Here is a 12399-nt window from a genome sequence, read left to right as displayed (position 1 = left end):
GCGGGTCGCACGACCGCCGCTATCAGGGACTCATCATGAACACACCCGCGAACGACAACACCGCCACGCCCGCCCAGCGCGCACTGGACGCGCTCGCCCGGAACACCGAGGACACGGCGGCGCTGGAGACGCTCGCGAGCAGCGACGTGCTCGTGCCCGTCCCCGACGACGCCGGCGACGAGGACGCCGCCAACCCGGCGGTCGTGTCGCTCCCGGTCCTGGAGCAGCCGGGCGGCGGGCAGGTCGTGCCCGTGTTCACCTCCGAACTGGAGATGTCCGAGCTGCTGCCCTCCGTCTCCCGCTACCGGCTGGTGCCGCTGGGCGCCCTGGCCGCCCACTGGCCCGCCGACGACCTCTCCCTGGCCATCGACGCCAGTTCGGACCACCGGCTCACCCTCACCTCCGAGGGGGTACGCACCCTGCTGGCCCGCCCGTAGGGGAGCGCGGCCCCGGCGGCCCGCGGCCCCGTGTCGCCGCGGGCGGGACGGTGGGCGGCGCCGGCGGGCCCGTCGGCTCGGTGGCCGGCACGGTGAGCGGTTCGCCGCCGGGGGACCGCCGGGTCCCCGCCGTGACCCGCGGCGGTCCGGCCCGCCGCGGTGGCGGTGTCGGCGGGTACGCCCCGCGGCGCCTCCGAGGCCGCCAGTGCCTGTCCGGGCCCGTGCGGGGACCGGATCAGGCCGTCGTCGCGCCGGGCCGGTCAGGCTTCCCCGGACGCGTCCCGGCCGCCCAGCACGCGCCCCAGCACGGCCCGCTGCAGCGGCAGCACCTCGGCGTGCAGTTCGCGGCCCTTGCGGGTCAGGGCGACCCACACGCCGCGCCGGTCCTCCGCGCAGACGGACCGCTCCACCAGGCCCTCCCTCTCCAGGCGGGCGATCAGCCGGGACAGCGCGCTCTGGCTGAGGTGGACCTGTCCGACCAGGTTCTGCACCCGGCACTGATCGCCCTCCCGGGGCGTGGCGGACGCGAGGATGTCGAGCACCTCGAAGTCGCTCGCGCCCAGACCGTGCGGGTGCAGCGCGCGGTCGATCTCACACATCGTGCGCGCGTGCACCGACAGGATCTCCCGCCACCGTTCCGCGAGCTCCGTACCGGCCGTCTTGACTGCCATACGTGCACGGTAACACCGCTGCGGCCACCCCTTGTGCGGACAACCAGTGCGCGCGCAAGGGACCGGGGCGCGGCCGACCGGCTCCCGGTGGCCGTACCGCTGTCCGCGGCGGCGGGGACCGCGCCCCCCGCCCGGAGTTCCGCGTCCGCCACCCGGGATCCCGGGTTCCCCGCCCGGGACCTCGTGGCCCCCGCCCGGGACCCCCCGCCCCTGGCCACAGGCACCGCTTCCGCTACGTGGACCCCCGCCTGACCAGCTCCGTCGGCAGGATCACCGCCGCCGGCTCCTCTCCGCCGATCCGGGCGAGCAGCACCCGGACCATCTCGGCGCTGATGCGGTCCCAGGGCTGCCGGATGGTGGTCAGTTCCGGGCTGGCGGCGACGGCGGCGGGGGAGTCGTCGAAGCCGCCGACCGCCACGTCCTGCGGCACCCGGCGCCCCGCCCGCCGCAACGCCGTCAGCACGCCCTGCGCCATCAGGTCGGACGCCACGAACACGGCGTCCACGTCCGGGGCCTGCGCCAGCAGCCGCTCGGCGCCCGCCTCGCCGCTGGCCCGGCTGTAGTCGCCGGACACGACGAGGTCGTCGTCGAGGGGGACGCCCGCCTCGCGGAGCACCTCCCTGTAACCGGCGAGGCGCTCCACACCGCCCGGGGTGTCGAGCGGGCCGGTGACCATGCCCACCCGCCGCCGCCCCAGCGACAGCAGGTGCCGCACCATGTCGCGGGCGCCGTCCCGGTCGTCCGCCGCCACGTAACTCACCTTGGAGCCCAGCCCGATCGGCTTGCCGCACGCCACCAGCGGCACGCCCGCCGCCAGCAGTTCCTCGGCGACCGGGTCGCCGGAGTGGCTGGAGACCAGCAGCACCCCGTCGACGTGCCCGGCGGTGATGTACCGGATGATGCGCCGCCGTTCGTCGTCCGTCCCGGCCAGCATCAGCAGCAGCGGGATGTCGTGCGCGGCCAGCGCCTGGGTGCAGCCGCGCAGCAGGACGTTGAAGTTGGGGTCCTCGAAGAACCGCTCCTGCGGCTCGGTCAGCAGGAAGCCCACCGAGTCCGAACGGCCCGTGATCAGCGAACGGGCGTGCCGGTTGACGACGTACCCCGTCTTGCGGATGGCGGCGTTGACGGCCTCCTGCGCGGCCGGGCTGACGTAGTGCCCGCCGTTGAGCACGCGCGAGACGGTGCCCCGCGAGACACCCGCCTCGCGGGCCACGTCGTGGATCGTCGGCGGTCTGCGCCGGGCCCCCGTGTTGCTCATGGTCATGACTTTACGGCCCCGGAGAGCAGGTCCAGGCTCCAGAACCGCTGGACGACCAGGAACAGCGCGACCAGCGGGAACACCGCGAGGAACGCGCCGGTGATCACCAGGGTGTACAGGGCGGGCGTGTTGGCGCCCTGTTCCAGCAGGGTGTGCAGACCCAGCGTGATCGGGAACTTCTCGTCGTCGCTGAGCATGATGTACGGCAGCAGGAAGTTGTTCCACACGGCCACGAACTGGAACAGGAACACCGTCACCAGTCCCGGCAGCATCATCGGCAGGGCGATCCGGGTGAAGATCCGCCACTCGCCGGCGCCGTCCATCCGCCCGGCCTCCACCACGTCGGCGGGCACGGTCGCGGCGGCGTAGATCCGCGCGAGGTACACGCCGTAGGGGGAGAGGACCTGCGGAAGCAGCACCGACAGGCGGGAGTCCGTCAGGTCCGCCTGCGCGAGCAGCAGGTACTGCGGGACGGCGAGGATCACCGGCGGCATCAGCACGCCCGCCAGCAGCACGTTGAACAGCGTCTCCCGGCCGCGGAAGCGGTACAGGGCGAGCGCGTAGCCGCCGAGCGCCGACACGGCCGTGGACAGCAGGGCGCCGAGCCCGGCGTAGAGGGCGGAGTTGCCCATCCACCGCCAGTAGACGCCGTCGCGGTAGGCGTTCAGGTCGGCGAGGTTGCCGGTGAAGCCCGTGCCCGGCAGGAAGGTGAAGGTGGAGAACAGTTCACGGCCGGACTTGGTGGCGGCGATGACCACCCAGGCCACCGGCAGCAGGCAGTAGGCCGCGCCGAGCAGCAGCGTGAGGGTCGGGACGAACGCGATGCGGCGGCGCAGGGGCGGTCCCTGGGCGGTGCCGGGCGTGGTGCCCGCCGCCGGCGCGGCCTTGCGGACGGCGAGGGTGCTCATCGGGCTGCCTCCTGCTTGTTGCGGCGGTTCGCGGCCCGCAGGAAGCCGAAGGACAGCACCAGCGTGGCCAGGGCGATGAGGGTCGCCTGGGCGGCGGCCGCGTGGATGTCGCCCTTGCCGAAGGCGTCCTGGTACACCTTCATCAGCGGACTCCAGGTGGTGGACACGGAGTTGGTGAGGGGCTTGAGGGTGGTCGGCTCGTTGAACACCTGGAGCGTCGCGATGATCGAGAAGAAGAAGGTGAGCACCAGGGAGGGCGCCACCATCGGAATCTTGATCCGCAGCGCGATCTGCAGCGGGGTGGCGCCGTCCAGCTTCGCCGCCTCGTACACCTCGGCCGGGATCGCCCGCAGCGCGGTGTAGATGACGATCATGTTGAAGCCGGTGCCGCCCCACACCGCGATGTTCGCCAGGGCGAGGTAGAGCGGACCGCCGTCCAGCAGGTCCGGCTGCGGCAGGCCCAGCCTGTCCAGCACGAAGTGGAAGGGGCTGACGTCCGGCAGGTACAGGAAGCCCCACAGCAGCGCCGCGACGACGCCGGGAACGGCGTAGGGCAGGAAGATCGCGAGGCGGGTGGCCGGGGCGAACCGGACCTTCTCGGAGTCGAGCATCAGCGCGAACAGCAGGGCCAGGCCCAGCATCACGGGCACGACGAGGCAGCCGTACCCGAGGACGCGTAGCGCGCCGTCCAGCAGCTCGCTGTCGGAGAGGGCGCCGGCGTAGTTCTCCAGGCCGGCCCACACCTCCGTACGGGCCCCGGAGCCCAGCCCGAGGCCGGACACCTTCACCTTGCGGAAGCTGAGCCAGACCGCGTAGCCGATGGGCAGGGCGAAGAACAGCAGGAACAGCAGGGCGGCGGGGAGGACGAAGAAGTAGGGCGCGCGCAGCGTCCCCTTGGGGGCGGTGGCGGGGGACGGGCGGCCGTGCGGGGCGGCCCCGGCCCCGTGCGGCCCCCGGTGTGCCGCGGTGCCGGTCACGGCGCGACCTCGAATCCCTGCTTCTTCAAGTCGGCGACCGTGGCGTCCTGCATGGTCCTCAGGGCGGCGGTGAAGTCCGACTTGTTCTTGGCGGCGGCGCCGAAGGCGTCCTTGAAGGACGTGTAGGCGACGTTGACGTTCGGGCCCCAGGAGGCCGGCACCGTCGTCTCCGCGATCTCGGCGGCCTTCCGGTAGAAGTCCGGCTGGTTGGAGAAGTACTCCGGCGGATTGGCGAAGGCGCCGCTGAGCTGGGCGGAGGTGGACGCCGGGTAGATGCCGCTCTCCTTGGCGAGCGCGTTCAGCGCGTCGGCGTCGGTGTTCAGCCAGGTGGCGAACTTCGCGGCGGCGTCCTTGTGCTCGGAGTCCGTGGTGACGGCGGTGGAGGAGCCGCCCCAGCTGCCGGTGCGGTTCTCGTCCGCGGACCACTGGGGGAGCGGGGCCATGGCCCACTTGCCCTTGGTGTCGGGCGCGGCCGTGCTCAGCGTGCCCGGCGCCCACACGGCGCTGATCCAGGCGATCTGCTCGCCGGTGTTGAGCGCCTTGTTCCAGGCCGGGGTGTACATCGGCTGGTTGTCGACGGCGCCCTCCGCGACGAGGCCGCCCCAGAACTTCGCGACCTTCCTCGTGGCCTCGTCGTCGATGCCGACCTTCCACTTCTGGCCCGAGGTCGTCCACCACTTCCCGCCGGCCTGCTGGGCCAGCCCCGCGAAGAGACCGGAGTCGTTGGCGGAGAAGGTGGTGAGGTCCTTGTCGGGCGCCGCCTTCTTCAGCTTGCGCGCCGTCTCGGCGAACTCGTCCCACGTCTCGGGGACGTCCAGGTCGTACTTCTCGAACAGGTCCTGGCGGTAGTAGAACATCATCGGGCCGATGTCCTGCGGCACCGCGTACACCGCGTCCGTGCCCAGCGTGGCCTGCTGCCAGACGCCGTCGGCGAACTTGCCCTTCACGTCACCGACCTCGCCGGATATGTCGGCGAGGGCGTCGTTGCTGACCAGCGTCGGCAGCGCCTGGTACTCGGCCTGGACCAGGTCGGGCGCCTTGCCCGCCTTGTGCGCCGTGAGGATCTTGGTGACCAGCGTGTCGCCGGACGCCTGCTTCTTCACCGTGACGGTGATCTGCTCCTTCTTGCCCGGCCCCTTGTTCCACAGGTCGACGACCTTGTCCATGCCGGGCGCCCAGGTCCAGTACGTGAGCGAGACCGGGCCCGAGCGGGCCTCGCCGGAGGAGCCGCAGGCGGCGAGGGTGGTGGCGCCGAGCGCGACGGCGACGGCGGATGTCACGAGGCGGCGGCGCTTCGTGTACGGCATGGTTTTCTCCCCTGACCTGGGCCCCCGCCTGCCGCGGGGGCCTCCCATGCTTCTGTGAGCGTTCACAGTAGAGAAACATCCCAGACACTTGTCAATGATTGTTTCCGTGCGGTTATGTTGGGTTCACGTCATCGCCTACGTGTGTGTACGTTCCCAATCCATGTCCCCACCGCATGTCCCAGCCGATCGATCCACCAGGAGACCACCCATGCCGGAGACCACCCCCGCAGGACTGACCGGGCTCGCCTTCGGCGGGGACTACAACCCCGAGCAGTGGCCTGAAGAGGTCTGGCGGGAGGACGTCCGGCTGATGCGGGAGGCCGGCGTCACGATGGTGAGCGTCGGGATCTTCTCCTGGGCGCTGCTGGAGCCCGCGCCCGGGGAGTACGACTTCGGCTGGCTCGACCGGGTCCTGGACCTGCTGCACGAGGCCGGCGTCCGGGTCGACCTCGGCACGCCGACCGTGGTGCCGCCCGCCTGGTTCTACCGCGCCCACCCCGAGGCGCTGCCGGTCACCGCCGAGGGCGTGCGGTACGCGTTCGGCTCCCGCGGCGCCATCTGCCACAGCAGCCCCGCCTACCGCGCCGCCGCCGCGCGGATCACCACCCGGCTCGCCGAACGCTACGGCGCCCACCCGGCGCTGGCGATGTGGCACGTCCACAACGAGTACGGCGTACCCGTCTCGGCCTGCTACTGCGACACCTGCGCCGCCCACTTCCGCCGCTGGCTGGCGACGACGTACGGCACGGTCGGCGCCGTCAACGAGGCGTGGGGGACCGCCTTCTGGGGCCAGCGCTACGCGGACTTCGAGGAGATCGACCCGCCGCGCCTGACCCCCACGGTCGGCAACCCGGCCCAGGCCCTGGACTACCGCCGGTTCGCCGACGCCACCCTGCGCGAGAACTTCGTCGCCGAGCGGGACATCCTGCACCGCCTCTCACCCGGCGTCCCGGTCACCACCAACTTCATGACGGCCCTGAGCCAGTGCGACTCCGTCGACTACTGGGCCTGGGGCCGCGAGGTCGACCTCGTCACCAACGACCACTACCTGATCACCGACGGCCGCCGCACCCACGTCAACCTCGCGATGGCCGCCGACCTCACCCGCTCCGTCGCCGGCGGCGCCCCCTGGCTGCTGCTGGAGCACTCCACCTCGGGCGTCAACTGGCAGCCCCGCAACCCGGCCAAGGCCCCCGGCCAGATGGCCCGCAACTCCCTCGCCCACGTCGCCCGCGGCTCCGAGGGAGCCATGTTCTTCCAGTGGCGGCAGTCCCGGCGCGGCGCCGAGAAGTTCCACTCGGCGATGGTCCCGCACGGCGGCACCGACACCCGCGTGTGGCGCGAGGTCGCCGAACTCGGCGCCACGCTCGGCGCGCTGGCCGAGATCCGCGGCACCCGCACCGAGGCGGACGCGGCGATGCTGTGGGACTGGCACTCCTGGTGGGCGCAGTCGCTCCCGTGGCGCCCCAGCGTGGACCACGACGCCCGCGAACGCGCCGACGCCTTCTACGAGGCCCTCTACGACCGCCACCTCACGGTCGACTTCGCCCACCCCGAAGCCGACCTGTCGGCGTACCCCCTGGTCGTCGTCCCCGCCCTGTACCTGATGACGAAGGCGGCCGGGGCCAACCTCCGCCGGTACGTCGAAGGGGGCGGCACCCTCGTCGTGTCGTACTTCTCCGGCATCGTCGACGAGCACGACGCCGTCCACGAGGGTCCCCACCCGGGCGCGCTGCGCGACGTCCTCGGGCTGACGGTGGAGGAGTTCTCGCCGCTGCCGGCGGGGGAGCGGGTGCGGCTGGCCGGCCCGGACGGCGCCGAGCTGGACGGGGACGTGTGGACGGAGTTCGTCGTGCCGCGCGGCGCCGAGACCGTGTGGAGGTACGCCGACGGCCCGGCCGCCGGATGCCCGGCCGTCACCCGCCACCGCCTCGGCGAGGGCACCGCCTGGTACGTCTCCACCCGCCTCGGCGCCGAGGGCCTGGACGCGGTGCTGGACCGGGCGGCCCGGGACGCCCGCGTCGCCCCCCGCGCCGAACTGCCGCACGACGTCGAGGTGGTGCGCCGCACCGGCGAGTCCGGCACCTACCTGTTCGCGATCAACCACTCCGCGTCGGACGCCGAGGTGCCGCTGGACGCCCCCGGCACCGGGCTGCCGGCCGGCGAGCGCGTCGCGGGCCGGCTCACGGTCCCGGCGGGAGCCGTCCGGGTCGTCCGGCTCGACGGCTGAGCCGCGGCCCCCGTTGCTCCCCTCCGCCCGTGCGAGCCGGTCGAGCCGCGGGCGGAGGGGGCCCGCACGACCGCGTGCCGGGCTTTCCATCCCCACGTCGAAGGGACGACGGACGACGATGTTCCATCCCAGACGCACCCTGCGGGCCCTGTTGCCGCCGCTCGCGGCCGCGCTCGCCCTCACCGCCCTGCCGGCGCAGAGCGCCCACGCGGCGAGCACGCTCACCAACGGCGGCTTCGAGGCCGACGGCACGGGCGCGGCCACGCCCGGCGGCTGGTCCGAGTACGGCGCGACGGCCGCCTCCTACGTCGAGTCCGGCGGACGCGACGGCGGCCACCGGCTGAGCCACTGGGCCTCCACCGCCTACAAGGTGGAGACGTACCAGCACCTGTCGGGCCTGGCCGGCGGCGACTACAAGCTGACCGCCTGGGTCCGCTCGGGAGGCGGCCAGAACGCCGCCTACCTCGCCCTGAAGAACTGCGGCGGCTCCGAACAGCGCACCGACCTGCCGGTGTCCGCCAGTGGGTGGATCCGGATCGTCGTGCCGGTCAAGGTGACCGGCCGGCAGTGCACGGTCAGCGTCACCAGCGACGCGAACGCCGGAAACTGGATCAACGTCGACGACCTGACCTTCACACCGGGCACGTCGGGCACGGCGATCAAGGGCGCCGACGTCTCCTCCCTCGCCAAGAGCGAGGCCCTGGGCGGCACGTACCGGACGGGTTCCGGCGCCAAGGGCGACGCCCTCGCCGTCCTCGGGTCGTCCGGCATGAACTACGCCCGCCTGAAGGTCTGGGTGAACCCGGCCGACGGCTACAACGACAAGGCGCACGTGCTCGCCACGGCCCGGCGCGTCAAGGCGCAGGGCATGAAGCTGCTGGTGGACTTCCACTACTCGGACACCTGGGCCGACCCGGGCGCCCAGTCCAAGCCCGCCGCCTGGGCCGGCCACCCCTACAGCCGGCTCAAGACGGACGTGTACCGCCACACGCACGACGTGCTCAGCGCGCTCAAGGCACAGGGCACCACCCCCGACATGGTCCAGGTCGGCAACGAGATCAACGGCGGCATGCTGTGGGACGAGGGCTCCACGGAGAACTGGCCGCAGCTCGCCGGACTGATCAACAGCGGGTACGACGCCGTCAAGGCGGTCGCCCCGGGCACGACCGTGGCGCTGCACCTGGCCAAGGGCGGCGACCTGGCCGGCACCCGCTGGTGGTTCGACAACGCGGTCGCCAACGGCGTGCGGTTCGACGCCATCGGCCTGTCCTACTACGGCTACTGGCACGGCACCCTGCACGACTTCCAGACCACCCTGGACGGCGCCGCCGCCCGCTACGGCAAGCCGGTCTTCGTCGCCGAGACGGCCTACCCCTTCCGGCTCGACAGCGAGGACGCGCACGAGAACATCATCGACCTCGCCGACGAGCTGGTGCCCGGCTACCCGGCCACACCGGCCGGGCAGACCCGGTGGATGAACGACGTCGCGAGCATCGTCGAGGCCGTCCCGGGCGGCCGCGGGCTCGGCGTCTTCTACTGGGAGGCGACCTGGACGGCGGTCCCCGGCAACGGCTGGGACCCGGCGGACCCGTCCTCCGGAAACGGCTGGGAGAACCAGGCCCTGTTCGGCTACGACGACCGGGCGCTGCCGGCGACGGCCTGGTTCGGCCACCGCTGAGCCCGCGGGAGCCTGTGCCCGGGCCCGTCCCCGCCCGGGGACGGGCCTGCACCGGAACGGCTCCCCGCGGCACGGAGATCCGTCCCGGCCGGGTCCGGGGAGTGCCGGGTCCGGGGAGTGCGGCGGACGGCCGCCCCGCCCCGGCCCCGGAACCGCCTGCCGCCCCGTGACGCGCCCGCCGTCCGCGGCGGCGCCGCCCGTGCGGCGGTCCGCGCGCCCTGCCGGGCCGCCGCACGGCCGCCGCCCCGGCCGCCGACGACGAGGAGAACGTCGCCCATCACCTCCCCGCCGCCGCTGCGGCCACCGGACGGCGACCGGTGTCCGCGAGGTGCCCGCCCCGAAGCGCCCCCCGCCCACCTGCGGAGTTAGCCTGTTCCCGACGCGGTCCGGCCGCGACCGCCTCGCGGCGGGGCGAGGGGCCCGCCGCACCCCGACCGCGGCACGGGTGCCGCCGCCCTCCCCGCTCGCGACGGCGTGCGGTCGGGCGCCCGGACCGCAGGAGGAGACGTACCGGCATGACAGCCCCCGAAACGCAGGGCCCCGGTGTCCGGCCGGCCGTCCCGCGACGGCCCGCCCGGCACACCCGGGCCCCGGTGGTCGCGGCCGTCGCCCTCGGCGGGGGCACGGGCGCCGCGGCCCGCTACGCCGCGTCCCTGTGGTGGCCGGCGCACACCGGGGGATTCCCCTGGACGACCTTCTGGGTCAACGTCGCCGGCTGTGCCGTGATGGGCGTCCTCATGGCCGTCCTCACCGACCTGCGGGCCGTCCACCGGCTCGTGCGGCCCTTCTTCGGCACGGGTGTGCTCGGCGGCTTCACCACCTTCTCGACGTACGCCGTCGACATCAGGCAACTGGCCGGCACCGGTCACGTCCGCACGGCCCTGGCCTACCTCGCCGCGACCCCGCCCGCGGCGCTCGCGGCGGTGTGGCTCGCGTCCTGGGCGACCCGCCGCGTCCTGGAACGGAGGCAGCCGTGACGGGACCGACCGGCAGCGCCCCGCGCCTGATCGTCCCCGCCGGCGGGAACGGCACCCGGCACCACCGGCCCCTCCCCCCGGAGACCGTCCACCGGGCGCGCGCGGCCGGCCCCGCGGACGCCGGTGTCCTCCGCGGCGTCGAGGGCTTCGGCGCCTCCCGCCTGGTCCACACCACGCGGCCGCTGCCCCTGGGCGAGGACCTCCCGGCGGCCGTCGTGATCATCGACGCCGAGGACCGCGTACGGGCCTTCCCGCCGCGGCTGGACGAACCGGTCACCGAGGACCCGGTCGTCCCCGACGACCGCGAGGCGGTCGGGTACGCGGGCCGGGAGGACGCCTCCGGCGGTGCCCCCGGTGCCGTGCGGAGGGAGGGCGGGGGACCGCTGTGAACTGGCTGCTGGTCGTCGCGGGCGCCATGGTCGGCGCCCCGCTGCGCTACCTCACCGACCGTGCCGTGCAGTCCCGGCACGACTCGGTGTTCCCCTGGGGCACCCTCACCGTCAACGTCGTCGGCTGCCTCGTCCTCGGCCTGCTGACCGGCGCGGCGCTGGCCGGAGCCGCCGGCCCCCACCTGCAGTTGCTGCTGGGCACCGGTCTGTGCGGGGCACTGACGACGTACTCGACCTTCTCCTACGAGACGCTGCGGCTGGCGGAGACGGGGGCCCGCCGCCATGCCGCCGTCAACGCCGTGGCGAGCGTGGCGGCCGGGCTGGGCGCGGCGTGCGCGGGCGTGGCACTGGCCGAAGCGGTCTGGGGGTGAGGCCCCGTGCCGCGCGGCCCGCGCCCCGGGTCCGCGTGACACGGTCCGCGCTCCGCCCGCGTCCGTTCAGCTGGCCCGGCGCAGCGGTTCCCCGACGCTCCTCAGATGGCGCAGCGCCTCCCGGTGCGAGGCGAGCAGCCCCGTCTGGTGATAGGGGATGCCGAGTTCGGCGCAGTACCGCTCGGTGATGACCTGGGCCCTGCCCAGGGCGGGCGTCGGCATGCTGGGGAAGAGGTGGTGCTCGATCTGGTAGTTCAGCCCGCCCATGAAGGCGTCGACGAGCACGCCGCCCCGCACGTTGCGGGAGGTGAGCACCTGGCGGCGCAGGAAGTCCAGCCGCGTGCCCTCCTCGATCATCGGCATCCCCTTGTGGTTGGGGGCGAAGACGGAGCCGAGGTAGATCCCGAACAGACCCTGGTGCACGGCGGCGAAGACGAGCGCCTTGCCGGGCGGGAGAACCGTGAACAGGCCGCCGACGTACAGCACGAAATGGACGACCAGCAGCGCCCCCTCCAGGAGCGGACGTTTCATCGACGGACTGCGCAGCGCCTTGAAACTGTTGAAACTCAGATTGAGCCCCTCCAAGGTCAGCAGCGGAAAGAACAACGCCGCCTGGTGCTTTCCGACGAAACGGGGGAGTCCCTTCGCCCCGCGGGCCTGACGCCGTGACCACACCAGGATGTCCGGGGCGACGTCCGGGTCCTTTCCCTCGTGGTTGGGGTGGGCGTGGTGGCGGGTGTGCTTGTTCATCCACCAGCCGTAGCTCATGCCCAGCAGCAGATTGGCCACCAGCAGGCCGCCCGCCTCGCTGGGGCGCCGGCGGGTGAAGACCTGCCGGTGCGCCAGGTCGTGCGCGGCCAGGCCGAGTTGCCCGAACACCACGGCCAGGGCGGCGGCGACGAACAGCTGGTACCAGCTGTCCCCCAGGGCGAGGAAGGCCGCGATCCCTCCCGCGAGCGCGAGAGCCACCGCGCCGAAGCGGAGGGTGTAGTACAAGGGGCGACGCCGGAGGAGTCCCGCATCGGTGACACGGCGGGAAAGCTCGGAGAAATCACTTCCCCTCTCCCTTTCCCTTCCCCCTTCCTTTTCCGTCCCGCGCGGCGAGGAGTTCCCGGTGGGCGATGTCTCGGTGAGCACCACGGAATTGGCCATGTACCCAGTATGGGAACGGCTTCCCGGCCGCAGAATGACGTTTT

12 protein-coding genes are annotated in these 12399 nt (G+C 73.3%); 6 read left to right on the top strand and 6 right to left on the bottom strand.

The window, feature by feature from the left end; all coding sequences use genetic code 11:
• Nucleotides 1-35 precede the first annotated feature (35 nt).
• Nucleotides 36-437: an SseB family protein gene (locus ACSU6Z_RS02105; protein WP_437042279.1), complete on the top strand. Its 402-nt coding sequence runs from the start codon at nucleotides 36-38 to the stop codon at nucleotides 435-437.
• Between the two features lie 260 nt (nucleotides 438-697).
• Here ACSU6Z_RS02105 and ACSU6Z_RS02100 read toward each other — a convergent pair whose 3' ends face one another.
• The 5 genes from ACSU6Z_RS02100 to ACSU6Z_RS02080 all read right to left on the bottom strand — a co-directional run bounded on the left by ACSU6Z_RS02100 (nucleotide 698) and on the right by ACSU6Z_RS02080 (nucleotide 5558).
• Nucleotides 698-1108, bottom strand: coding sequence for a MarR family winged helix-turn-helix transcriptional regulator (locus ACSU6Z_RS02100; RefSeq protein ID WP_437042277.1), 411 nt, complete (start codon nucleotides 1106-1108; stop codon nucleotides 698-700).
• Nucleotides 1109-1340: 232 nt separating this feature from the next.
• Nucleotides 1341-2372: a LacI family DNA-binding transcriptional regulator gene (locus ACSU6Z_RS02095; protein WP_437042275.1), complete on the bottom strand. Its 1032-nt coding sequence runs from the start codon at nucleotides 2370-2372 to the stop codon at nucleotides 1341-1343.
• The gene (locus tag ACSU6Z_RS02090) at nucleotides 2369-3274 is read right to left on the bottom strand and encodes a carbohydrate ABC transporter permease (RefSeq protein WP_437042274.1); all 906 of its coding nucleotides are present in this window, start codon (nucleotides 3272-3274) and stop codon (nucleotides 2369-2371) included. Before ACSU6Z_RS02090 ends, ACSU6Z_RS02095 begins: the two co-directional genes overlap by 4 nt.
• Nucleotides 3271-4161 (bottom strand): carbohydrate ABC transporter permease, encoded by an 891-nt coding sequence (locus ACSU6Z_RS02085; protein ID WP_437050153.1) that lies wholly within the window; start codon nucleotides 4159-4161, stop codon nucleotides 3271-3273. Before ACSU6Z_RS02085 ends, ACSU6Z_RS02090 begins: the two co-directional genes overlap by 4 nt.
• A gap of 86 nt (nucleotides 4162-4247) precedes the next feature.
• On the bottom strand, nucleotides 4248-5558 hold the full coding sequence (locus ACSU6Z_RS02080) for an ABC transporter substrate-binding protein (RefSeq protein WP_437042272.1): 1311 nt from the start codon (nucleotides 5556-5558) through the stop codon (nucleotides 4248-4250).
• Nucleotides 5559-5766: 208 nt separating this feature from the next.
• Between ACSU6Z_RS02080 and ACSU6Z_RS02075 the strand changes: the two genes are divergently transcribed.
• From ACSU6Z_RS02075 to crcB (ACSU6Z_RS02055), 5 genes are all read left to right on the top strand, one after another.
• Nucleotides 5767-7788 carry a beta-galactosidase gene (locus tag ACSU6Z_RS02075; RefSeq protein ID WP_437042270.1) on the top strand — a complete coding sequence of 674 codons (2022 nt, stop codon included), beginning with the start codon at nucleotides 5767-5769 and terminating at the stop codon, nucleotides 7786-7788.
• Nucleotides 7789-7906: 118 nt separating this feature from the next.
• Entirely contained in the window at nucleotides 7907-9466 is a 1560-nt protein-coding gene (locus ACSU6Z_RS02070; protein ID WP_437042268.1) for a glycoside hydrolase family 53 protein, read from the top strand.
• Nucleotides 9467-9981: 515 nt separating this feature from the next.
• Nucleotides 9982-10443 (top strand): fluoride efflux transporter CrcB, encoded by a 462-nt coding sequence (gene crcB / locus ACSU6Z_RS02065; protein ID WP_437042266.1) that lies wholly within the window; start codon nucleotides 9982-9984, stop codon nucleotides 10441-10443.
• Entirely contained in the window at nucleotides 10440-10832 is a 393-nt protein-coding gene (locus tag ACSU6Z_RS02060) for a DUF190 domain-containing protein (RefSeq protein WP_437042264.1), read from the top strand. The genes crcB (ACSU6Z_RS02065) and ACSU6Z_RS02060 overlap by 4 nt, the downstream gene beginning before the upstream one ends.
• A complete protein-coding gene (crcB, locus tag ACSU6Z_RS02055; protein WP_437042262.1) occupies nucleotides 10829-11203 on the top strand; it encodes a fluoride efflux transporter CrcB in 375 nt (124 codons plus the stop codon). The genes ACSU6Z_RS02060 and crcB (ACSU6Z_RS02055) overlap by 4 nt, the downstream gene beginning before the upstream one ends.
• Before the next feature lie 66 nt (nucleotides 11204-11269).
• Here the strand turns inward: crcB (ACSU6Z_RS02055) and ACSU6Z_RS02050 are convergent, their stop codons facing one another.
• Complete coding sequence (locus tag ACSU6Z_RS02050) at nucleotides 11270-12355, bottom strand: fatty acid desaturase family protein (RefSeq protein WP_437042261.1); 1086 nt, start codon at nucleotides 12353-12355, stop codon at nucleotides 11270-11272.
• Nucleotides 12356-12399 lie beyond the last annotated feature (44 nt).

This window comes from Streptomyces sp. enrichment culture, from assembly GCF_964273145.1.
In the GTDB taxonomy this organism is placed as follows: domain Bacteria; phylum Actinomycetota; class Actinomycetes; order Streptomycetales; family Streptomycetaceae; genus Streptomyces.
The sequence above is the reverse complement of the archived record's forward strand: the minus strand, read 5'-3'. Positions and strand labels throughout refer to the sequence as shown.

What these genes read in the sequence shown, in the direction of transcription:
- ACSU6Z_RS02100 (WP_437042277.1), bottom strand. Translation starts at nt 1,108, where the DNA reads ATGGCAGTCAAGACGGCCGGTACGGAGCTCGCGGAACGGTGGCGGGAG.
- ACSU6Z_RS02105 (WP_437042279.1), top strand. Translation starts at nt 36, where the DNA reads ATGAACACACCCGCGAACGACAACACCGCCACGCCCGCCCAGCGCGCA.
- ACSU6Z_RS02080 (WP_437042272.1), bottom strand. Translation starts at nt 5,558, where the DNA reads ATGCCGTACACGAAGCGCCGCCGCCTCGTGACATCCGCCGTCGCCGTC.
- ACSU6Z_RS02070 (WP_437042268.1), top strand. Translation starts at nt 7,907, where the DNA reads ATGTTCCATCCCAGACGCACCCTGCGGGCCCTGTTGCCGCCGCTCGCG.
- ACSU6Z_RS02075 (WP_437042270.1), top strand. Translation starts at nt 5,767, where the DNA reads ATGCCGGAGACCACCCCCGCAGGACTGACCGGGCTCGCCTTCGGCGGG.
- ACSU6Z_RS02050 (WP_437042261.1), bottom strand. Translation starts at nt 12,355, where the DNA reads ATGGCCAATTCCGTGGTGCTCACCGAGACATCGCCCACCGGGAACTCC.
- ACSU6Z_RS02090 (WP_437042274.1), bottom strand. Translation starts at nt 3,274, where the DNA reads ATGAGCACCCTCGCCGTCCGCAAGGCCGCGCCGGCGGCGGGCACCACG.
- crcB (WP_437042266.1), top strand. Translation starts at nt 9,982, where the DNA reads ATGACAGCCCCCGAAACGCAGGGCCCCGGTGTCCGGCCGGCCGTCCCG.
- ACSU6Z_RS02095 (WP_437042275.1), bottom strand. Translation starts at nt 2,372, where the DNA reads ATGACCATGAGCAACACGGGGGCCCGGCGCAGACCGCCGACGATCCAC.